The following is a 20,497-nucleotide window of genomic DNA, read 5'->3' on the forward strand; positions in this document are numbered from 1 at the left end:
AGAAGGCAAGGACACTCAGATGATCATCGTCTTACTGCTGGGGCTCACGGTGGGCGTGATTCTGGCCCTGACCGGTGCTGGCGGCGGCATACTCGCGGTGCCGTTACTGGTATTCGGGGCGGGCTTGAGCATGGCCGAGGCCGGGCCTATTGGCCTGCTGGCGGTCGGGCTGGCCGCGACCCTGGGCGCGGTGATGGGCCTCAAGAACGGCACCGTCCGCTACAAGGCCGCGTTGTTGATCGCGGCCGCGGGGATCGTCTGTTCGCCCCTGGGCCTTTGGTTGGCACAACGCACACCGAATCGTCCGTTAACGGTCCTGTTTGCCTGCGTGCTGATGTACGTGGCGTTCCGGGTATTCAAACGCTCGTTGCCGCCCTCCCCGGCCTCGAAGACCGCCATCGCGCCCAAGCCGCCGCCTTGCGTATTGAACCCCCAGCGCGGAAAGCTGAACTGGACGGCGCCGTGCGCCTGGGCGCTCACCGTGTCTGGCATAGTCGCGGGCGGGCTGTCGGGCCTGCTCGGCGTGGGGGGCGGCTTTGTGATGGTACCGGCGCTGCAGCGATACACGAATTTGACCACGCAGTCGGTGCTGGCAACGTCCCTGGCGGTGATAGCGCTGGTGTCCATTTCCGGCGTTGCGGCCAGTTCGGCGGCCGGGCATTTGCAGTGGGCAATTGCGCTGCCGTTCTCTCTGGGCGCATTGTCTGGCATGGCCGGCGGACGCCTGATCGCGGCTCGGCTGGCGGGGCCCCACCTGCAACGAGGGTTTGCCGCCGTGTCGATGCTGGTGGCGGTGGCCCTGCTGGTCAAGGCGATTAATACATGAACCTGAACGAGCGACTTTCAGGCGCGCCTGAACCGCGCCAGTCCCCCAAGATGTGCACAGGAGAAACCCCATGACTGTCGACTGGCTCAACTTCACCCCCTGGTCGTCCCTGGCAGGCGGCGCATTGATTGGCCTGGCGGCCAGCCTGTTCGCCGTCGGCAACGGCCGCATCGCCGGCATCAGCGGCCTGATCGGCAGCCTGCTGCAGCGCGGTGGCGAAGGCGTAAGTGAAAAAGCGCTGTTTCTGCTGGGCCTGCTGGTCGCGCCGCTGCTATGGGGCTTGTTTGCCGCGCTGCCGGCGATTGAGTTCCAGAGCGGCGGGCTCGGGCTGATCGTCGCCGGTGTGCTGGTGGGGGTTGGTACGCGGTATGGCTCAGGTTGCACCAGTGGCCATGGGGTGTGTGGCTTATCACGCCTTTCGCCGCGCTCAATGGTCGCCACGGTTTGTTTCATGGCCAGCGGATTCCTGACGGTGTTTGTGCTGCGTCATCTACTGGGGGTTTGAACATGCTCAAAGTCACGGCATTCATCGCCGGCCTGCTGTTCGGCCTGGGCCTGCTGCTGGCCGGCATGGCCAACCCGAGCAAAGTGCTCGCGTTCCTGGATTTGGCTGGGGCCTGGGACCCGTCCCTGGCGCTGGTCATGGGCGGCGCCATTGCCGTCGCGATTGGCCCGCTGACCTGGGCACGCCGACACGCCCGTTCGCTCCTGGGCGCGCCCATGCAGTTCCCTGCCAAGCGTGAGTTGGACCGGCGCCTGATCGGCGGCAGCCTGTTATTTGGCATCGGTTGGGGGATCGCCGGAATTTGTCCTGGGCCGGCCGTGGCCATCCTGCTGACCGGATATTGGCAAGCGTTGGTGTTCATGGTGGCCATGCTGGGTGGCATGTTGTTATTTACGGCCCTGGAAAACCGCCGCGGTCGTTGATTGCGTTTGCACTCTCAACAACAATAGCGTTGCAGCCGATCATTCAAGAGCGTTTATTTAAGGCTCAACTTATCGGCTGAATCGAATCATCGGTTTAATGCAACAAATAATGATTATCACCACAACGATATTATCCAGCGGATGAATACCCGCACCTAAAAAATTCAACTATGAGTGCCCGACTTGTTAGCCATTCGTCGAATATGGCCCTTTGCGAGCAGCGTTTTATAGTGGGCAGCACAAACCCCCACCCTGATTAAAATTGTTGCCTGGTACTTTTAATGCCCCTCAAACAATCCACACCCAATACCCTTCCCATTAATGAGGAGTTCTTGCAATTAATGCAGGCGACGCTGAACGCCCAAACCAGTTGGATGACAACCGTAAACCATTTAGAAGAGGCCTGCGATGAGGTCTGGCTCGCCCGCATGTGGGAGGTCGAGAACCTTGAAAATCACTACAGGGCTTGCCAGGACCAGCTGTTTTCCTACCTGAAAAAAGCCATCAACCATTAAATTCATGATGACGATCGTGGCCCTTTCAGGAAGTTGTCGCTCTCTATTCGGGCTCACCAGAACCTGGCCTTCCTGAATATTCGACTAAAGCACAAGATCACACTATGAGCCTTCTGAAAACGCACTTGGTTAATTGGCCAATCTTTCCACCCCCCCGAAAAACAAGGTGCTTTAACCTTTCAGTGGCACTACCGCCCTTCATTCCACCTCTCGATATTTTTTCATGCAGTGCTCAAAACCAGCCGGAGTAATAGTGTGGCCGTCACACTCACGCTAAAGCATTGCGATTCAAGGTCGACACTCAGAACTCACTTATCAACCTGCGTTACTACCGGGAGTCCATATGTTCGGCTGGATCAGCAATATCCGAGTCAGTGCTAAATTAAGTTGGGGGTTCGGTCTGGTACTGGGGCTTGCGTTGTTACTGGCCGCGACCGGCTGGTACGCCGTGGTGACGTTGACCGATCGTGGGCTGAAAGTTGAAAAAATTGCGCAGGTCAGCGATTACACCAAAGACTTGCGAATCATTCGTCTACGCATCGGTACGAACTCCCAACCGAATGCCTATCAACCGTTGCAGCAAACCCTGGATCAGCTCGCAGCCCACCTGCACAGTATTCGGGCACTGTTCATTGACCCACTGGATGCCGACCTGATCCAACAGCAGGAAAATGCGGTCACCGCGTACGGAGGGCTGCTGCACGACCTGTCCACCCCCGGCATTGACCAGGCGTCGTTGTTTAAACGGATGGGCCAGTTGGGTGACCTGCTGCTCGATACCACGCAAAAACTCATTCAATCGCAAAATGCCAAACGCGATGCCGACGCCGCTTCCACCAAGACCCTGCTGGGGCTCGTCGCGGCCTTGGCGCTGTTGCTGGGCGCCCTCGCTGCGTGGGTCATCACCCGTCAAATCGTGAACCCACTGCAACACACGCTCCGGGCGGTGAACCGCATTGCCCAGGGTGATTTGACCGAGCATCTGCAGGTCAACCGGCGTGACGAACTGGGCCAGCTGCAATCAGGCCTTCAGCAGATGATGCTCAACCTCCACGAACTGATCGACGGCATTCGCTCCGGTGTTATCCAGGTGGCCAGCGCGGCCGAGCAGCTGTCGGCGGTCACCGAGCACACCAATTCCGGCATCAGCAACCAGAAAGCCGAAACGGATCATGTGGCCACGGCAATGAACGAGATGACCGCCACCGTGCACAACGTCGCACGCAATGCCGAAGAAGCTTCTGCGGCGGCATCCATCGCCGATCAGCAGGCCAGCGAAGGGGAACGGATCGTGGGCGAAGCCATCGCGCAAATCCAGCGATTGGCGGCAGAACTCAACCAGTCGGCGGACGCGGTGCGCCATCTCCAGGAACAAAGCGACAAAATCGGCGGCGTACTGGATGTGATCAAGGCCGTGGCCCAGCAAACCAACCTGCTGGCGCTGAACGCGGCCATCGAAGCGGCCCGCGCCGGAGAGGCTGGTCGCGGGTTTGCGGTGGTCGCGGACGAGGTCCGCAACCTCGCCCTGCGCACCCAGCGCTCCACCGAAGAAATTGAAACCCTGGTCGCCGGCGTCCAAAGCGGCACCCACGCCGTGGCCTCCGGCATGGAAAGCAGCCTGCTGCTGAGTGAAAGCAGCGTGGAATGCACCCATCGAGCGGTCAATGCGCTGGAGAACATCACGGGCAAGGTCTCGATCATTCAGTCAATGAACCAGCAGATTGCCACGGCAGCCGAACAGCAGAGCGCTGTCACCGAGGAGATCAATCGCAGCGTGATCAACGTCCGCGACATTTCCGAGCAGACGGCCAACACCTGCGAAGAAACCGCAGCGTCGAGTAACGAGCTGGCGCGGCTGGGGCATGAACTGGAAAGGTTGGTGGAGCGCTTCAAGGTCTAGGGGCGCGAGGGGTGGGCTGATTGCACAAACTTGCCGCTCAAGCGCCTAACGCCGGCAACATGACGCTCTCAGTCAACTCTGACCGCTGTGTACAAGTAACGCAAAAGCTCAGGAATTAGAGTTGAAGCGCCAGGGGAAGCTACCCCAGCTCACAACTCCAATAATAGAGCGACGTCAATGAGACTGACACCATCCTTGCCAGCGTGCCTGGCTCTGAGCTTCGTATCACTTGCCACCTATGCTGCCGAGGGCCCTCCTCCGCCCTCCGTCAGCCAACCCAGCGGTATCAACCTGGGCGGCACCAGCTTCTACGACGGGTTCGCCGGGCCACCCGGGCTGACGCATCAGACCTATCTGAAATTCAGTACGGCCAGCAGCATTCGTGACAATGGCGGCAAGGACAACCGCAACTTCGATAACCCGAAGATCAATGTCATCAGCTTGATCAACCAATTCAGCTATTACTCACCCGACACCATCGGCGGCGGCGCGCACCTGGGTTGGAGCCTGTTGGTACCCGTGATCTCACTGGACGGCGACTTTGGCGACAACGGCGCCAAACTCAAGGACAACGGCGTTGGCCTGGGCGACGTCACGGTCGGCCCGCAGATCCAGTTCGATCCGATCGTCAATGCCGAAGGCCGGCCGGTGTTTGTGCAGCGCGTGGCCTTCGATACGATCCTGCCCACCGGCAAGTACGACAAACACAAGGACTTGAATACCGGCTCCAACTACTTCTCCTTCAACCCCTACTGGGCCGCGACCTTGATGCCGGCACCGCGCTGGGAAGTGAGCTGGCGCCTGAATTACCTGTACAACTTCAAGAACGACGATCCAGCCAGCAGCTCGGCGCAGTTCTTTGAAGGGCGACCGGTGCGTGACACCCAAGCAGGGCAATCGGCCTGGGCCAACTTTACGGCCTCGTACGAGGTGTTCCCGAAGGTCTCGGTCGGGATCAACGGCTATTACTTCCGGCAGATTTCGGATGACCAGGTCAACGGCGATCGCTTGAGTAATTCCCGCGAGAAAGTCCTCGGCATTGGCCCTGGCCTGTTCTGGAAGATCACTGAGGACAAGGCGTTCTGGCTCAATACCTATAAAGAAACCGGCGTAGAGAACCGCAGCAAAACCGATTACGCCGTGCAAGTTCGCTACGTCCATAAGTTCTGACTGAGGTGATGTGTGATGAATGCGCTCGACTCCATCGATAGCAAGCAATCACTGGGCGCTATCTGCCTGATGATGGTCATTTCCCTGGGAACGCTGCAGATCCAGCCGATTCTGGGCGGCGCGTTGATTGATCAACTGGGTGTGCCGCTCAATGCCATCGGCACGATTTTCGCCGCCGAGCTGATCGCGATGGCCATCGCCTGCGGCGCCTGTGCGCTGTTGATGGCGCGTGTCGACCGCCGCCGCTTTGCCCTGGTAGCGTTGTTGATCCTGGCCGCTGGCAACCTGGTCAGCACCCAGCTTCACAGCCAGGCATGGCTGGTGGTCTTCAGAATCATCTGCGGCGCCAGCGGTGGCGCGGTCATGGCGGTGGTGTATGCGACCGCGGCACTGCGCAGGTCCAAAGATGCGACCTTTGCGGTGATCAATATCGGCAACCTGTTATGGGGCATGCTGCTGGTCACCTCCATGCCCCTGCTGTTGCGGGGGTTTGGCGTACAGGGTGCCTTTTGCCTGCTGGCCATCACCAGCCTGCTCGCCGCACTGGGTTGCTGGAGAATACCCAGGCACTACCCGGACGCCCAACGCATCGCCCATGGCGCAGCCCGGCCGTTCGGGCTGACGTCGATGCTGCTGATCGCGCTGTTTGCGCTACTGTTCTTCGGGCACTCCGCCCTGTGGGTGTATCAGGAACGCATCGGCAAAAGCCTGGGCCTGGAGCCCCAGCAGATCGGCGCCATCCTCGGCGGCAGCATCCTGGCGGGCGCCCTGGGTGCCGGCCTTTCCGGGCTGATCGGGCGGCGTCTGGGGCTGTTGTTCCCGCAACTGTTGAGCTTCGGCACTGCGTTACTGGCCACCCTGATCATGGTCTACGGCGACAGCACCGTGGCATTCGCCACCACGGCTTGCCTGATTCATATGGTGTGGTTTTTCAGCTTGCCGTACCTGCTGTCCATGGCCGCCGAACTCGACCCCTCCGGTCGATTGGCCGGCCTTGGCAACGCAGCGATTTTCGTCGGTCAGGGCCTTGGCCCCTTTGGCGCCGCGCTGGTAGTCGGCGAAGGGCACTTTCGCGCGGTGGGTTGGCTCGCCGCCTGCGCTTATATGCTGGCCTTGATCATCTCGTGCCTGGTGGTGGCCCGTTTCCGTCGAGGCGTGAAGCCTTGTGGGCAAGCCCTGGCAACCCAATCCGCCTGAACGACGTCAACCAAACCGCTCAATGAGATCACGCAATGAATACGCCATTCCCCAATACCCCCGAATTTTCCGGGGCGCTGTATGCACCCAGCCGCGTCGAGGGCGAGGTGTACGACCTTGAAGTCGAAGGCACCCTTCCCGAGTCGATCCGTGGCACTTTTTATCAGGTGTCGCCGGACCCGCAGTACCCGCCGATGCTCGGCAGCGATATTTTCTTCAACGGCGACGCCCTGGTCAGCGGTTTTTACTTTGAAGGCGGCAAGGTCTCGCTGCGTCGACGCTATGTGCTGACCGATCGCCTGGTCGCTCAACGCCGTGAAGGGCGTTCGCTCAACGGCGTGTACCGCAACGTCTACACCAACGACCCGCTCGCGGCCAAAAACAACACCACCGCCAACACCTCGGTGATCCCGCACAACAACGTCCTGCTGGCGCTCAAGGAAGATGCCATGCCCTGGGCCCTGGACCCACAGACGCTGGAAACCCTCGGCGAGTGGAATTTCGACGGGCAGATCAACTCTGCAACGTTCACTGCCCACCCCAAGCTCGACCCCGTCACCGGCAACCTCCTGGCCTTCAGCTACGAAGCCAAAGGCGACGGCACACCCGACATGGCCTATTTCGAGATTTCGCCGCAGGGAAAACTGCTGCATGAAATCTGGTTCCAGGCTCCCTATGCAGCGATGGTCCACGACTTCGCGGTCACCGAACATTATGTGGTGTTCCCGCTGATCCCGCTGACGGTAGACGTCGAGCGCATGAAAAACGGCGGCCAGCATTTCCAGTGGCAGCCCGAGCTGCACCAGCTGTTTGCCGTGCTGCCCCGCCATGGGCACGCGCGGGACGTGCGCTGGTTCAAAGGGCCCAAGGACGGCTTCCAGGGCCACACCCTGAATGCGTTCGACGAAGGCGGCAAAGTCTATCTGGACATGCCGGTCACCGGCGGCAACATCTTTTACTTCTTCCCCCAGGCGGACGGTTTTGTACCGCCACCGGAAACCCTGGCCGCCAGCCTGATGCGCTGGGTGTTCGACCTCAACAGTGCGCAAGATGAACTGCAACCCCAGGCGCTGACCGACTACCCCTGCGAGTTTCCCCGCTGTGATGACCGCTACATCGGGCGCAAATATGAACATGGATTCCTGCTCGCCTTCGATCCAGAGCGCCCCTACAACCCGTCGAACGGGCCGATGCCGTTCCAGTTCTTTAACCTGCTGGCTCACCTCAACCTCACCACCGGTGTCACCGATGCCTGGTTTCCCGGTGACAGCGGCTGCTTCCAGGAACCCATTTTCATTCCACGCTCCGCTGACGCCGCGGAAGGCGATGGCTACGTGGTCTGCCTGCTCAACCTGATCGCCGAAGGCCGCAGCGAACTGGTGGTGCTGGACGCCTCCGCCATGGCCGCCGGCCCCATCGCACGCATCAAAATCCCGTTCCGCCTGCGCATGTCACTGCATGGCTGCTGGGCACCGCGCTAAATCGTCCCAGCGTTCCCCCTTCCGCGCGTCACGCCCGTGGCCATCCACTTGCTGGAATGGCACGGGCTGCCTGGCATTGCCGGCCTCGATCCGATGATCGAACAGAAAAATCGCATTTATTTCATATTGCAGGATTTATGCATAAATCCCACTTTACAGGATAAATGTGCATGACTAGATTAACCCCCATTGCCGCCATCTCCCGCTGCCCTTTACGAGAGGACACTTCATGAAACTCGCAAGCTTCATTGTTCACGGCCGTACGACCTACGGTGTGGTCGACGGTGACCAGTTGATTGACCTGGAATCGGTCAAGCCCACCGTTGGCACGGACCTCAAGCAAGCCATCACCGCCCATCACCTCGGGGAACTGACCCCAACCGTGCTGGCGTCATTGCCCCGCGTCGCAATCGCGGACGTGACGTTCCTGCCAGTGATCGCAAACCCCGGCAAAGTGCTGTGCATCGGCATCAACTACGCCACCCACGTGCGTGAAACCGGGCGTGACATGCCAACCTATCCGATGATTTTCACGCGCTTCGCCGACAGCCAGGTGGCGCACCTGCAACCGATCATTCGTCCGAAGGCTTCGCACAAACTGGACTTCGAAGGCGAGCTCGCGGTGGTCATCGGCAAAACCGCGCGGCACGTCAAGGCAGCGGATGCATTGGACTATGTGGCCGGTTATGCCTGCTACAACGATGGCAGCGTCCGCGACTGGCAGAAGCACACCATTCAGTTCGTGCCGGGTAAGAATTTCCCCAACACCGGCGGCTTCGGTCCCTGGCTGGTAACGCGCGATGAGATCGGCGACCCGCAGGACCTGGAATTGACCACGCGCCTGAACGGCGAAGTGATGCAACACACCTGCACCAGCGACATGATTTTCAGTGTGCGCCAGTTGATCGAGTACTGCTCCACCTTCACCGAACTGGCGCCCGGCGATGTGATTGTCAGCGGCACCACCGGCGGCGTCGGCGCCTTCCGCGAACCAGCGGTCTGGATGAAGCCCGGCGATACCGTCGAAGTCGAGATAGCCGGCATCGGCATTCTGCGCAACAACATCGCCGACGAGCAGTAAGCCATGCAGCCATTGTCTGAAGCAGAACAGCTGTCCGAACAGGACGCCGATAGCAAAGGTTCGAGCCTTGAACGCATGCTGCGGGTGCTGGATTTATTCACCGAAGCCAGCCCGATCTGGGCGGTCGACGAAATGGGCGCCGCACTGGGCTATACGCGCTCGACCATCTATCGCTATGTGCGCGAACTGGCCGAGGCGAGCCTGTTGTTTCAGGTCGAAGCCGGACGCTACGCACTCGGCGCGCGGATTATCACCTGGGACCGCCAACTGCGCCTGAGCGACCCCCTGGTGCGCGCCGCACAGTCGCTGGAACACGACCTGCCACGCTGGAGCGAGCAACAGGTCTGGCTGATCTGCCGGCTGTTCAAGGACCAGGTGGTGTGTATCCACCAGCATGGCGAGTTGTTCAGTGAGGTCAGCTACTCCCGGGGCTCACCCAGGCCGCTGTTCCTCGGCGCAACGTCGAAGGCGATCCTCGCCAACATGACCTCGCGCCAGCACAACCAACTGTTCCTGGAAAACCCTGATGAAGTGCGCGCCAGCCACCTGGGCCAGACCTGGGAACAGTTCCGCCGCTCGCTGCAGCAACTGCGCCGCCAGGGCTATGTCGCCAGCGCGGCGGAAATCGATCCCGGCGTCTACGGCCTGGCGGCGCCGATCTTCGACAGCGACGGCAAGGTGGTCGGCAGCATCAGTTGCGTGCGCCCGATCCAGCAGCGCGACAACGCCCAGGAAGCGCAACAAGGGGCACAGATGCTGGCCCTCGCGCAGACACTGTCGCAACGCATGGCGGCGCTGACCCATCGCCCGCCGCAGCCGGACTGAAACCTTTGGAAGGGAATAACAATGACAACCCTCAACAGCTTCAGCACTCAAGTCCTGATCGTCGGCGCCGGCCCCACCGGGCTGACCCTGGCCAACCTGCTCGGCCAGGCCAATGTGGACACCCTGATCATCGACCGCAAACCCGGCACCGTGACCGAACCCCGCGCCGTTTCGATCGATGATGAATCCTTGCGCACCATGCAGGCGATCGGGCTGGATGACGCCGTGTTACGCGACGTCGTGCCCGGCTACGGTGTGCATTACTTCACCCGCGCAGGCGGCCGTTGCTTTGGCAAGGTCGAGCCCACCGGCAGGTTATATGGGTTCCCCAAGCGTAATGCGTTTCGCCAGCCGCTGTTCGAAAGCACGCTGAAGGTCGGCCTTGAACGTTTTGCCAACCTGACAGCGCGCTTCAATCACGAACTGCTCGAGTTCACTCAAGACCAGCACGGCGTGCGCGCGTTGATCAAGGATGCCGATGGCCAACTGCTCGACGTCAAGGCCAGCTACCTGATCGCCTGCGACGGCGGTCGCAGCCCGGTGCGCAAGCAACTGGGGATCGAGATGGTAGGGTCGAGTTTTTCCTCACGCTGGCTGGTGGTCGACACCGACCAGGACGACGACCCCTTCTGGCAAACCCGCGTGTATTGCGATGCCCGGCGCCCGGTGGTGGAAGTGCCCGGCCCGCACCATACTCGGCGCTTTGAGTTCCAGCTCAAGTCGGGCGAAACCGATGCGCAGGTGCTCAGCCCCGAATGCCTGCACACGCTGCTTCGTCCGTTCAAGGGCGATGCCCCGGTGTCTATCGTGCGCAAGACGGTCTACACCTTTCATGCCCGCGTCGCCGAGCGTTGGCAGGTCGGCCGCGTATTTCTTGCCGGCGATGCCGCGCACTTGACCCCGCCCTACGCCGGGCAAGGGATGAACAGCGGCGTTCGCGACGCGCACAATCTGGGCTGGAAGCTGATCGCTGTGCTCAAGGGCCAAATGGCCGCAACCGCCCTGCTGTCCTACGAAAGCGAGCGGCGCGACCATGCCTGGGCCTTGATCAAGCTGGCCCTGAACCTTGGCGTGGTCATGGCGCCGGCCACCGTGCTGCGGGCTCGCCTGATCAGCGCGGCCTTCGCGTTAATCGGCCTGGTGCCGCCGCTGCGCGATTATTTCCTGCAAATGCGCTTCAAGCCCAAACCACGTTTTACCAAAGGCCTGGTATTGCCCGAAGGCAAGGCCGGGAAGCTGGCCTGCGGGCAAATGTTTCCTCAACCATTGCTGACCGATGCCCAAGGCCACACACAACTGCTGGACACGACCATCGGTGCCGGTTTTGCCCTGATCCAATATGGCGACCCCGCTCGCCAGCGCCTGGATGAACTGCGCCACGGCCTTTGGGACCACCTGGAAGCCAAGCGCATCTTGATCCTGCCGGCGCACGTGCAGGCCCTGCCATCACTGCCCGGCTGCACCGTGCTGCACGACCGCGAGGATGCGCTCAAGGACCTGCTCGGCGACAGCCACACGTTTGTGCTGCTGCGCCCGGATCGCTATGTGGCCGCCATCTTCGACCTGGCCACACAAGACCAGGCCGCTGGCGCATTGCAGTCGTTGTTCGGCATCACCCTGACGAACCATCGCGTGGATCAGCCGGCGATGGCGCCCGTCTACCCCTGAACCTTCAGCCCCAGAGGTGTTTATGCAAACCTTGCAGACTTCCACTCCCGCACGCCTGTGTTACCTGCACCTGGCGAGCAAAGCGCCCCAGCAGCAAGTCGATTTCTATCGGCGCCTGCTGGACATGGACAGCCTGGCGCAAGCCGACGGCAGCTGGCTGCTCCAGGGGCCTCAACGGGCCATGCTGATCTCGCCCGCCGACCATAGCGGCCTGCTCGCGGCGGCGTACGACCTGGGCAGCCAAGCGCACTTGAGCGCACTGCGCACGCGCCTGCTCGGCAACGGTTGTAACGTCGAGGCGCTCGACTCGCCGCTGCTGGAAGCGGGCGCCTTTCAAATCCGTGACCCCCAGGGTCGACAAACCATATTTGGGGTGTCTCGCGGCGCGTCCACGCTCGACCGCAAGGGCATGCCGGGCCGCCTGCAGCACGTGGTGTTCCAGACCACGGAGCTGGAAGCGATGATCGACTTCTACGTCAACACGGTGGGCTTCACCGTCTCGGACAATGTCGTCGACGAGCAGAGCGGCCAGCTCACCACCTGCTTCCTGCGTTCGGACGATGAGCACCATTCGCTGGCGTTCTTCCGCGGATCGAAAAACGAGTGGGATCACCACTGTTACGAAACCAACGAATGGAACGACATTCGCGACTGGGGCGACCGCTTCGCCAAGGAACGCATCACCTTGTTCTTCGGCCCGGGACGACATGGCCCAGGCAACAACCTGTTCTTCATGGTGGTCGATGCCGATCGCAACCGCCTGGAGTTCTCGGCCGAGCTGGAGATCACCGAGGCCACGCGCCCGCCTGGCGTCTGGCCGCAGGAGGAATACACCCTCAACTCCTGGGGACGCGCCTGGATCCGAAGCTGAATACGCACAACCTAAAGGGTCTGCCCTCACCCACCCTCAATCGACGCGGCTACCTGCCTCAAAGGTAAGACAATGACAACTCCAATACTCGCGGCCTACGCCATCAACGGCGACCAATACATCAACGGCACCTGGCGCGCCGGTGGTTCGACACGACGCCTGGACGACCGCAACCCCTTCAACGGCGAACCCTTGCTGGAAATGCCCCTGGCCTCGGTGGCCGACCTGGATGACGCCTACCAGGCCGCCCAGCGCGCACAGACCGACTGGGCCGCGCTGCACCCGACCGAGCGCGGCGCACAGCTGGAAAAGCTCGCCCAGGTCATCCAGAACCGCCGCGAAGAAATCATCGACTGGCTGATCCGTGAGTCCGGCAGTACCCGCATCAAGGCGGGCATGGAGTGGCAGTTCACCCTCAACCTGGTTCGCGAGTGCACCACCCTGCCGATGCAGGTTGAGGGACGGATCCTGACCAGCTACAAGCCTGGTGAGCAGAGCTTCGTGTTTCGCGAACCACTGGGGGTGGTCGGTGTGATCAGCCCGTGGAACTTCCCGCTGTACCTGAGCATGCGTTCCGTGGTGCCGGCACTTGCGCTGGGCAATACCGTGGTACTCAAGCCGGCCAGCGACACGGCAGTGACCGGCGGCCTGCTGATTGCCCACCTGTTCGAAGAAGCCGGGTTCCCGGCCGGTTCGCTGAACGTGGTGGTCGGCGCGGGTTCGGAGATTGGCGATGCCTTCGTCGAACACCCGATACCGAGCCTGATCTCTTTCACCGGTTCCACCGATGTGGGACGCAATGTCGGACGCATCGCTACCGGTGGCAAGCACATCAAGCGGGTGGCGCTGGAGCTGGGCGGCAACGCGCCGCTGGTGGTGCTGGAGGATGCGGACATCGAGATAGCGGCGCATGCCGCCGTGGTCGGGCGCTTCCTGCATCAGGGCCAGATTTGCATGAGCGTCAACCGGGTCATTGTGGATCGCTCGCTGTATGCCGATTTCGCAGCGCTGGTGGTCGAGCGCGTGCGCAATCTCAAGACCGGTGACCCGGCCCAGGCCGATACGGTGATCGGGCCGGTGGTCAACCAAAGTCAGCTCGACGGTCTGCTGGGGAAGATCGCCGCCGCCGAGCGCGCCGGTCTCAAGCAGTTGTGTGGCGGCCAGGCGCGCGGGCTGGTGCTGCCGGCCCATGTCTTTGGCGAAGTGGGCCCCGACCAGGCCCTGGCTCGCGATGAAACCTTCGGGCCGTTGCTGCCGTTGATGATCGCGCAAAACCAGGCCCATGCCCTGGAGTTGGCCAACGCCAGCGAGTACGGTCTGTCCAGCGCGGTGTTTACCCGCGACATGGCGCGCGGCCTGAGCTTTGCCCGTGGCATCGTGGCGGGCATGACCCATATCAACGACATCACGGTCGATGATCAGCCCAATGCGCCGTTCGGCGGGGAAAAGAACTCCGGCCTTGGCCGCTTCAATGGTCACTATGCCTTGGATGAATTCACCCGGGCCCATTGGGTGACCTGGCAAGCCGGGGGCCATCACTACCCGTTCTGATCGTCTGCGAGGATCGGGCAGGGTCCAGCCCTGCCCCGTCTGCCCAAAACAAAAAACAAAAGGCGAAACCAATGAATAATCTAGCCTGTGTGTCCACCGAACAGGTCATGCGCTCCGATCGGCTGATGAAGTGGAAAGAATTCATGAGCGATCATCTGGGCCGCACGCCGGAGTATATAAAGCGCCTGGAATCCACCCACATCGACCCGCTGCACAACGGTAATTTCCAGGGGCGACTGGAATACGGCGACCTGGGCCAGTTGCGTTTCTGCCGCATGACCGCCAGTGCCCATCGCTATTCACGTCACCTGAGCCAGGCGCTCGATGTGCTCGACACCCCGCGTATGCTGATATTGCAAATCGCCGGTGTCAGTCACTTCGAGCAAGGCCAGAAAAGCAGCGCCGTCGCGCCGGACGAGATGCTCCTGGTCGACTGCGGCAAACCCTTCAGCGTCACCAGTACCCAGGGCTGCGAGCACTTTATCCTGCTGTTCCAGGGGGCTGCCGGGCAACTGACCCAGACCGGCGACATGCACTTGAGCGGCCGCAACGGGCTGGGGCGCATGCTGATGCACTTGATCAGCGACGCCTACCACCAATACCCCTTGCTCAACAGCCAGTCGGCGGGGCTGATCGGCGACAGTATCGCCGGGCTGCTGAACAATGCGCTGAAGAACAAGCAAGATGAAAAGCAGCTCGACCATGACTTCCGCTTCTTCAAGCAGAACCGCCTCAAGGCCTACATTGAGCGCCACCTGGCCGACCGCGACCTGAGCATCGAACGCATCGCCAACGCCGAGCAGTGTTCGGTGCGCAGTTTGCATCGGGCATTCCAGGACGAACTGGGGTGCAGCGTCAGCGAGTACATCTGGCAGCGTCGGTTGTCCCGCTGCGCCGAAGACCTGCGCAACCACGAGCAGGCCCATCGCTCCCTCACCGAAATAGCCTACGCCTGGGGTTATGGCAGCAGCTCGCACTTCAGCCGGCACTTCAAGTCGACATTCGGCATGTCGCCCCGGCTGTTTCGTGAGACCGCCAGCGACGCCCGCGCCAACTCCACCGCGGCGTAACCCCAGGCACCGCCCATCCACACCGAGGTCAGGGTGGACGGGCCTGGCAACGCATGCAGGTCACGTCGCGCACGTCGTCACACGGCTCAAAAGTCATCCTTGACGTTTGCGCCCTGGATCTTGAACGCTCGGTTTTGCAGATAAACACTGCGGATAAAGTTGTATTTATCGCCAGTGATGAGTTTTTCAGATTTCAGGTATTGGGCACGCCCGTCGATCATGCTCACGCCGTACAGGCTATTGCGCGTCGGAACGTCGCCGATGTAACGGACCGGGTTGGCGTAGGCATCGGGCAGGATCGCGGGTGCATCGCGAAGCGTGCTTGGCCCCAGGAATGGCAGTACCAGGTAAGGGCCGCTGTTGATGCCCCAGTGCCCCAGGGTTTGGCCAAAGTCTTGGTCACTGCGTTGCAGCCCCATCGGCGTCGCGACGTCGATCATCCCCACCAGGCCCAGCGTGCTGTTGAGCAAAAAGCGACTGGTATCCACGCCGGCACTGTGAAATTTGGCTTGAAGTACATTGTTAGCCAGGTTTTTCACCTCCCCCAGATTGTTGAAGACGTTATGAATACCGTCCTGGACCCTACGGGGGGTGATGAATTGATAGCCTTGGGCGAGCGGTTTGAGTGCATACGTATCCAACGTGTCATTGAATGCAAAGATCGATCGGTTGACCCCCTCCCATGGGTCCTCGTCGGAATCCGCACGGCACAGCGGTGACAGCGTGATGAAACAGGCGCAGGCCAGTGCCTGGGCCCGACGGCTTAAGGTGAAACGAAAGGCACGCATGTTTGTTCCCCAATGAATGAAGTCACCCGATTTGATCCACGCAAGCCGTTCCATCGCTGCGGTTATGTGTGTATGCGGCAGAGTCTTTTCGCCTGGGCCTTCAGTTCCAGCCGCCGCCTAACACTTTGTAGAGCGTGATGCGGTTGCTCTGCTCGGTCAGGCGCAGGGTGATCAGGTCTTGCTGTGCGCTGTAGAGGGAGCGTTGCGCATCCAGGGCTTCGAGGTAGCTTTTCGACCCGCCACGATAGAGGGCATCGGAGAGTTCGAAGCTTTTGCGGCTGGCGTCGGTCAGCGCCTGTTGCGCGGCGATCCGGCGATCCAGGGTGCTGCGCACCGCCAGCGCGTCGGCCACTTCACGGAACGCGGTCTGCAGGGTTTGCTGGTAGGTCTGCACCTGGATATCACGTTCGACCTTGGCCGAGTCCAGGGTCGCGCGGTTACTGCCCGCGTCAAAAATCGGCACGCTGATGCTCGGGGCAAAGGTCCAGGCACCGCTGCCGGATTTGAACAGGCCGGCCAACGCCGCGCTGGAGGAGCCGGCATTGGCGGTCAGGCTGATGCTGGGGTAAAACGCCGCGCGCGCCGCGCCGATATCGATATTGGCGGACTTGAGGGTGTGTTCGGCCGACAGCACATCCGGGCGTTGTTGCAGCAGGCTGGAAGGCAGGCCCGCGGGTATCTGCACCAGCACGGCCGCTGACTCCAGGTGCGTGCCCGGCAACAGGGCCTCGGGCACGTCACTGCCGACCAACAGGCGCAAGGCATTGCGGTCCTGCAGAATCTGGCTCTCGTAGGACGCCACATCGCCCCGCGCCGACTCGACCGTGGTCTGGGCTTGGGCCACGGACAGCGCGGAGGAGCCGCCCAGGGCATAGCTGCGCTGGGTCAGGTCGTAGGTGGCCAACTGGCTGGTCAGGGTTTCCTGGGCCAGTAGCAGCCGTTCGTTGTCGGCCGCCAGGGTCAGCCAGGCGGTGGCCACTTCGGCCACCAGGCTGATTTGCGTGCTGCGCCGGGTTTCCGTCAGCGCCAGGTAGTCTTCCAGGGCCTCGTCCCGAAGGTTGCGTACCCGGCCAAACACGTCCAGTTCATAGCTGCTCAGCCCCAATTGCGCGCTGTAATCGTGGGTGGTGGCCGCCGTGCCGGTATTGGACAACGACCCCGGCGTACGGCTATGGGTGCCGCTGACACTCGCATCAAGGGTGGGAAACAGGTCCGCGCGCTTGATGCGGTACTGCGCCTGGGCCTTCTCCACGTTCAGGTTGGCCAGGCGCAAGTCGCGGTTATTGGCCAGCGCCAACGCCTGCAACTGCGCCAGGCGGCTGTCGGTGAAGAACTGCTGCCATTTGACGTCGGCGCCCACCTGCCCTTTCGGCAGGCTGGCCGCCGGCAGCCATTGCCCGGAGACGGGCGCTTCAGGCCGCTCATACTGGGGCGCCAGGTTGACGCAGCCGCCCAGGACCATGGCGGCCAGTAAAGGCCAATGTGACTTGATCATGCATCACCTGTCGGGGCAGATTGACGAGCACTGCGCTCGCGGCCGAAACGGCGGCGGATCAGCACAAAAAACAGCGGTACAAAGAAGATCCCCAGCACCGTGGCGCTGAACATCCCGCCCAGTACGCCGGTACCGATGGCCTGACGTCCGGCGGAGCCTGCGCCGGTACTCAAGGCCAGCGGCAACACGCCGAACATGAAGGCCAGGGACGTCATCAGGATCGGCCGCAGGCGCTGGCGCACCGCGATCAGCGTCGCGTCGATCAGGCTGTTGCCCTGCTCTTGCAGGTGCTTGGCGAACTCAACGATCAGGATCGCGTTTTTCGCCGCCAGGCCCACGGTGGTCAACAGCCCCACCTGGAAATACACGTCGTTGCTCAACCCCGCGACGCGGGTCGCCAATACGGCGCCAATCACCCCCAGGGGCACCACCAGAATCACCGAGAACGGCACCGACCAACTCTCGTAGAGTGCGGCCAGGCACAGGAACACAAACAATACGGAGAGGGCATAGAGCAGCGGGGCCTGGGAGCCGGATAGCCGCAACTGATAGGACTGCCCGGTCCATTCGTAGCCGATGCCCTGGGGCAATTGCCGGACAATGGCTTCCACCGCGTCCATCGCGTCGCCGGAGCTCACCCCTGGCGCGGGGTCACCGACGATTTCCAGGGAGGCGTTACCGTTGTAGCGTTCCAGCAAGGGTGAGCCGTAACTCCAGGTGCTGCTGGCAAACGATGAGAACGGCACCATTTCATTGTTGCTGTTGCGCACGAACCAATGATCAAGGTCCGCGGCCTGCATGCGCGCGGATGCCTGGCCCTGCACGTAGACTTTTTTCACCCGGCCCTGGTTGAGAAAGTCATTCACATAAGTACCGCCCAACGCCGTCGACAAGGTGGTGTTGATGTCGCTGGTACTCAGGCTCAGGGCCCCGGCCTTGCGGTCGTCGATGCTGACCTTGAGCTGCGGCGCATCGTCCAGGCCGTTGCTGCGAACCCCGAGCAAACGTGGATCCTTTCTGGCCAGCTCAAGAAACTGTTCGCGGGCCGCCACCAGTGCATCGTGGCCCAGGCCAGCGAGGTCCTTGAGTTGCAGGTCGAACCCCGAGCTTTGGCCCAGGCCGCGTACGGTCGGCGGTTGCATGACGAACGCGTCGGCATCCCCGATGCTGGCCAGTGCCAGGGTCGCCCGTTGGGCAATGGCCGCCGCACCCTGGCCGGGCCCACCGCGTTCGTCCCAGTCCTTGAGGCGGATAAACGCGCGCGCGGTGTTCTGGCTGTTCCCCCCCATGCCCAGCCCGCTGATGCTGATCATCGCTTCGACTTCGGGCTGTTTGAGGATGTAGTCCTCGAACTGCTTGATCACCGCCTGGGTGCGGCTGTCCGTCGCGCCGACCGGCAACTGGATCTGTGCCAGGAGGATCCCTTGGTCTTCGTCCGGCAGAAACGACGTGGCCAGGCTCATGTAGCCCACCGCCATGACCACCAGCACCCCGCCATAGAGCAGCAGGCTGCGCACCCAACGCCGCAACACCACACCCACCCAACGCTCGTAAGCGGCGCTGGCACGTTCAAAGGTGCGGTTGAACCCGCCGAAGAACCCGCGCTGGGCCGCATGCCCCTGGCCATCGTGGGTTTTGAGCAACGAAGCGCACAGCGCGGGGGTCAGCGTCATCGCCACCAACACCGAGAGGACCATGGCCGAGACAATGGTCACCGAAAACTGCCGATAGATAATCCCGGTGGAACCGCCGAAAAACGCCATGGGGATAAACACCGCGCTCAGCACCAGCGTGATGCCGACCAGTGCGCCGCTGATTTCGCGCATCGATTGACGCGTGGCCGCCACAGGCGATAGCCCCTCCCCCATCAGCCGCTCTACGTTTTCGACCACCACAATGGCGTCGTCCACCAGCAAGCCAATCGCCAGGACCATGGCAAACATCGTCAAGGTGTTGATCGAATAGCCAAACATCGCCAACACGCCGAACGTGCCCAGCAACACCACCGGCACGGTAATCGCCGGGATCAGCGTCGCGCGCAGGTTTTGCAGGAACAGGAACATGATCAACACCACCAGCACGATGGCCTCGCCCAAGGCCTTGACCACTTCCTCGATGGACAGGCTGACAAACGGCGTGGTGTCGTAGGCAATCACGTTTTTAAGCTGCATTTCAGTCGGGTAGAACGGCTCCATCTCCTTGAGCTTGGCCTTGACCGCCTTGCCGACGTTCAGCGCATTCGCGCCTGCCGCCAGTTGCACCCCCATGGCCGCCGCGGGCTTGCCGTTGAGGGCGGTGCTGATGTCGTAGCTTTCGCTGCCCAGTTCCAGGGTCGCGATATCGCCCAGCAACACCACGGCACCGTCGCTGCTGGACTTGACCACCACATCACGAAACGCTTCGACGGTCTGCAGTTTACTGCGGGCACTGATCGTGGCGTTCAACTGCTGCCCCTTGATCGCCGGCAATGCCCCCAGTTGCCCGGCGGAGACTTCGGTGTTCTGCGCCTCCAGGGCACTGCTGACGTCCGAAGGCATCAGCGCGTACTTTTCCAACAGGGCCGGGTCCAGCCAGATACGCATGGCATAGCCTGCCCCCAATGTCTGCACATCGCCGACCCCGTCTATGCGGCTGATGGAGTCCAGCAAGGTGGTGGAAATGTAGTCGCCGATCTGGGTGCCGGTCACGCTGGGGTCATCCGATGCCAGGGCGACAATCATCAGAAAGTCCGAGCCGCCCTTGGTCACGGTCAGGCCTTCGCTTTGTACCGATTGCGGCAGTCTCGACTCGGCTTGTTGCAGCTTGTTCTGTACCTGCATTTGGGCGACATCCGGGTCGGTGCCGGCGGTGAACGTCAAACTGATGCTGGCACTGCCCGCCGAACTGCTGGTGGCCGACATGTAGGTCAGGTTATCCAGGCCTTTCATCTGCTGTTCGATGACCTGGGTCACCGAGTCTTCCACGGTCTTGGCCGAGGCCCCGGTGTAGGTCGCGGAAATCTTCACCGTGGGTGGCGCGATGTCCGGGTATTGCTCCAACGGCAACTGGCTGATGGAGAGGCTGCCACCGAGCATGATCACGATGGCGATGACCCAGGCGAAAATCGGTCGATCAATAAAAAAGTGCGCCACG

At 61.7% G+C, this 20,497-nt stretch carries 17 protein-coding genes; 14 read left to right on the top strand and 3 right to left on the bottom strand.

What is annotated here, in order from left to right:
- The first annotated feature begins 19 nt into the window (after window positions 1-19).
- From QU606_RS24165 to QU606_RS24230, 14 genes are all read left to right on the top strand, one after another.
- Window positions 20-826, top strand: coding sequence for a sulfite exporter TauE/SafE family protein (locus QU606_RS24165; protein ID WP_150296281.1), 807 nt, complete (start codon window positions 20-22; stop codon window positions 824-826).
- 70 nt (window positions 827-896) lie between these two features.
- Entirely contained in the window at window positions 897-1,331 is a 435-nt protein-coding gene (locus QU606_RS24170; RefSeq protein WP_024076432.1) for a YeeE/YedE family protein, read from the top strand.
- Between the two features lie 2 nt (window positions 1,332-1,333).
- On the top strand, window positions 1,334-1,753 hold the full coding sequence (locus tag QU606_RS24175) for a DUF6691 family protein (protein ID WP_304997607.1): 420 nt from the start codon (window positions 1,334-1,336) through the stop codon (window positions 1,751-1,753).
- A gap of 281 nt (window positions 1,754-2,034) precedes the next feature.
- Window positions 2,035-2,268, top strand: coding sequence for a hypothetical protein (locus QU606_RS24180; RefSeq protein WP_024076434.1), 234 nt, complete (start codon window positions 2,035-2,037; stop codon window positions 2,266-2,268).
- Window positions 2,269-2,611: 343 nt separating this feature from the next.
- The gene (locus tag QU606_RS24185; protein WP_102624003.1) at window positions 2,612-4,168 is read left to right on the top strand and encodes a methyl-accepting chemotaxis protein; all 1,557 of its coding nucleotides are present in this window, start codon (window positions 2,612-2,614) and stop codon (window positions 4,166-4,168) included.
- 177 nt (window positions 4,169-4,345) lie between these two features.
- Window positions 4,346-5,338 (top strand): transporter, encoded by a 993-nt coding sequence (locus QU606_RS24190; protein WP_041160977.1) that lies wholly within the window; start codon window positions 4,346-4,348, stop codon window positions 5,336-5,338.
- A gap of 15 nt (window positions 5,339-5,353) precedes the next feature.
- Entirely contained in the window at window positions 5,354-6,535 is a 1,182-nt protein-coding gene (locus QU606_RS24195) for an MFS transporter (protein WP_193689576.1), read from the top strand.
- 35 nt (window positions 6,536-6,570) lie between these two features.
- Window positions 6,571-8,016 carry a carotenoid oxygenase family protein gene (locus tag QU606_RS24200; RefSeq protein ID WP_304997608.1) on the top strand — a complete coding sequence of 482 codons (1,446 nt, stop codon included), beginning with the start codon at window positions 6,571-6,573 and terminating at the stop codon, window positions 8,014-8,016.
- A gap of 229 nt (window positions 8,017-8,245) precedes the next feature.
- Window positions 8,246-9,097: a fumarylacetoacetate hydrolase family protein gene (locus QU606_RS24205; RefSeq protein ID WP_304997609.1), complete on the top strand. Its 852-nt coding sequence runs from the start codon at window positions 8,246-8,248 to the stop codon at window positions 9,095-9,097.
- 3 nt (window positions 9,098-9,100) lie between these two features.
- Window positions 9,101-9,922, top strand: coding sequence for an IclR family transcriptional regulator (locus tag QU606_RS24210; protein WP_102624002.1), 822 nt, complete (start codon window positions 9,101-9,103; stop codon window positions 9,920-9,922).
- Between the two features lie 21 nt (window positions 9,923-9,943).
- Entirely contained in the window at window positions 9,944-11,590 is a 1,647-nt protein-coding gene (locus tag QU606_RS24215) for a bifunctional 3-(3-hydroxy-phenyl)propionate/3-hydroxycinnamic acid hydroxylase (RefSeq protein ID WP_150055387.1), read from the top strand.
- A 22-nt stretch (window positions 11,591-11,612) separates the two neighbouring features.
- Entirely contained in the window at window positions 11,613-12,461 is an 849-nt protein-coding gene (locus QU606_RS24220; protein WP_304997610.1) for a VOC family protein, read from the top strand.
- A 72-nt stretch (window positions 12,462-12,533) separates the two neighbouring features.
- On the top strand, window positions 12,534-14,012 hold the full coding sequence (locus QU606_RS24225) for an aldehyde dehydrogenase family protein (protein ID WP_150055389.1): 1,479 nt from the start codon (window positions 12,534-12,536) through the stop codon (window positions 14,010-14,012).
- 71 nt (window positions 14,013-14,083) lie between these two features.
- Window positions 14,084-15,082 carry a helix-turn-helix domain-containing protein gene (locus tag QU606_RS24230; RefSeq protein WP_024076444.1) on the top strand — a complete coding sequence of 333 codons (999 nt, stop codon included), beginning with the start codon at window positions 14,084-14,086 and terminating at the stop codon, window positions 15,080-15,082.
- 86 nt (window positions 15,083-15,168) lie between these two features.
- Here the strand turns inward: QU606_RS24230 and QU606_RS24235 are convergent, their stop codons facing one another.
- The 3 genes from QU606_RS24235 to QU606_RS24245 form a co-directional block, all read right to left on the bottom strand.
- Window positions 15,169-15,870 carry a VacJ family lipoprotein gene (locus QU606_RS24235; protein WP_304997611.1) on the bottom strand — a complete coding sequence of 234 codons (702 nt, stop codon included), beginning with the start codon at window positions 15,868-15,870 and terminating at the stop codon, window positions 15,169-15,171.
- A 100-nt stretch (window positions 15,871-15,970) separates the two neighbouring features.
- Complete coding sequence (locus tag QU606_RS24240; protein ID WP_024076446.1) at window positions 15,971-17,365, bottom strand: efflux transporter outer membrane subunit; 1,395 nt, start codon at window positions 17,363-17,365, stop codon at window positions 15,971-15,973.
- Window positions 17,362-20,496, bottom strand: coding sequence for an efflux RND transporter permease subunit (locus tag QU606_RS24245; RefSeq protein ID WP_024076447.1), 3,135 nt, complete (start codon window positions 20,494-20,496; stop codon window positions 17,362-17,364). Before QU606_RS24245 ends, QU606_RS24240 begins: the two co-directional genes overlap by 4 nt.
- Window position 20,497: the final 1 nt, after the last annotated feature.

This window comes from Pseudomonas sp. OVF7, from assembly GCF_030644265.1.
Taxonomy (GTDB): Bacteria; Pseudomonadota; Gammaproteobacteria; order Pseudomonadales; family Pseudomonadaceae; genus Aquipseudomonas; species Aquipseudomonas gorinensis.

Bases quoted from the DNA above. Each gene is read 5' to 3' on its own strand.
- QU606_RS24210 (WP_102624002.1), top strand. From the start codon at position 9,101: ATGCAGCCATTGTCTGAAGCAGAACAGCTGTCCGAACAGGACGCCGAT.
- QU606_RS24225 (WP_150055389.1), top strand. From the start codon at position 12,534: ATGACAACTCCAATACTCGCGGCCTACGCCATCAACGGCGACCAATAC.
- QU606_RS24185 (WP_102624003.1), top strand. From the start codon at position 2,612: ATGTTCGGCTGGATCAGCAATATCCGAGTCAGTGCTAAATTAAGTTGG.
- QU606_RS24195 (WP_193689576.1), top strand. From the start codon at position 5,354: ATGAATGCGCTCGACTCCATCGATAGCAAGCAATCACTGGGCGCTATC.
- QU606_RS24200 (WP_304997608.1), top strand. From the start codon at position 6,571: ATGAATACGCCATTCCCCAATACCCCCGAATTTTCCGGGGCGCTGTAT.
- QU606_RS24180 (WP_024076434.1), top strand. From the start codon at position 2,035: ATGCCCCTCAAACAATCCACACCCAATACCCTTCCCATTAATGAGGAG.
- QU606_RS24205 (WP_304997609.1), top strand. From the start codon at position 8,246: ATGAAACTCGCAAGCTTCATTGTTCACGGCCGTACGACCTACGGTGTG.
- QU606_RS24215 (WP_150055387.1), top strand. From the start codon at position 9,944: ATGACAACCCTCAACAGCTTCAGCACTCAAGTCCTGATCGTCGGCGCC.
- QU606_RS24190 (WP_041160977.1), top strand. From the start codon at position 4,346: ATGAGACTGACACCATCCTTGCCAGCGTGCCTGGCTCTGAGCTTCGTA.
- QU606_RS24230 (WP_024076444.1), top strand. From the start codon at position 14,084: ATGAATAATCTAGCCTGTGTGTCCACCGAACAGGTCATGCGCTCCGAT.
- QU606_RS24170 (WP_024076432.1), top strand. From the start codon at position 897: ATGACTGTCGACTGGCTCAACTTCACCCCCTGGTCGTCCCTGGCAGGC.
- QU606_RS24220 (WP_304997610.1), top strand. From the start codon at position 11,613: ATGCAAACCTTGCAGACTTCCACTCCCGCACGCCTGTGTTACCTGCAC.
- QU606_RS24165 (WP_150296281.1), top strand. From the start codon at position 20: ATGATCATCGTCTTACTGCTGGGGCTCACGGTGGGCGTGATTCTGGCC.
- QU606_RS24235 (WP_304997611.1), bottom strand. From the start codon at position 15,870: ATGCGTGCCTTTCGTTTCACCTTAAGCCGTCGGGCCCAGGCACTGGCC.
- QU606_RS24240 (WP_024076446.1), bottom strand. From the start codon at position 17,365: ATGATCAAGTCACATTGGCCTTTACTGGCCGCCATGGTCCTGGGCGGC.
- QU606_RS24175 (WP_304997607.1), top strand. From the start codon at position 1,334: ATGCTCAAAGTCACGGCATTCATCGCCGGCCTGCTGTTCGGCCTGGGC.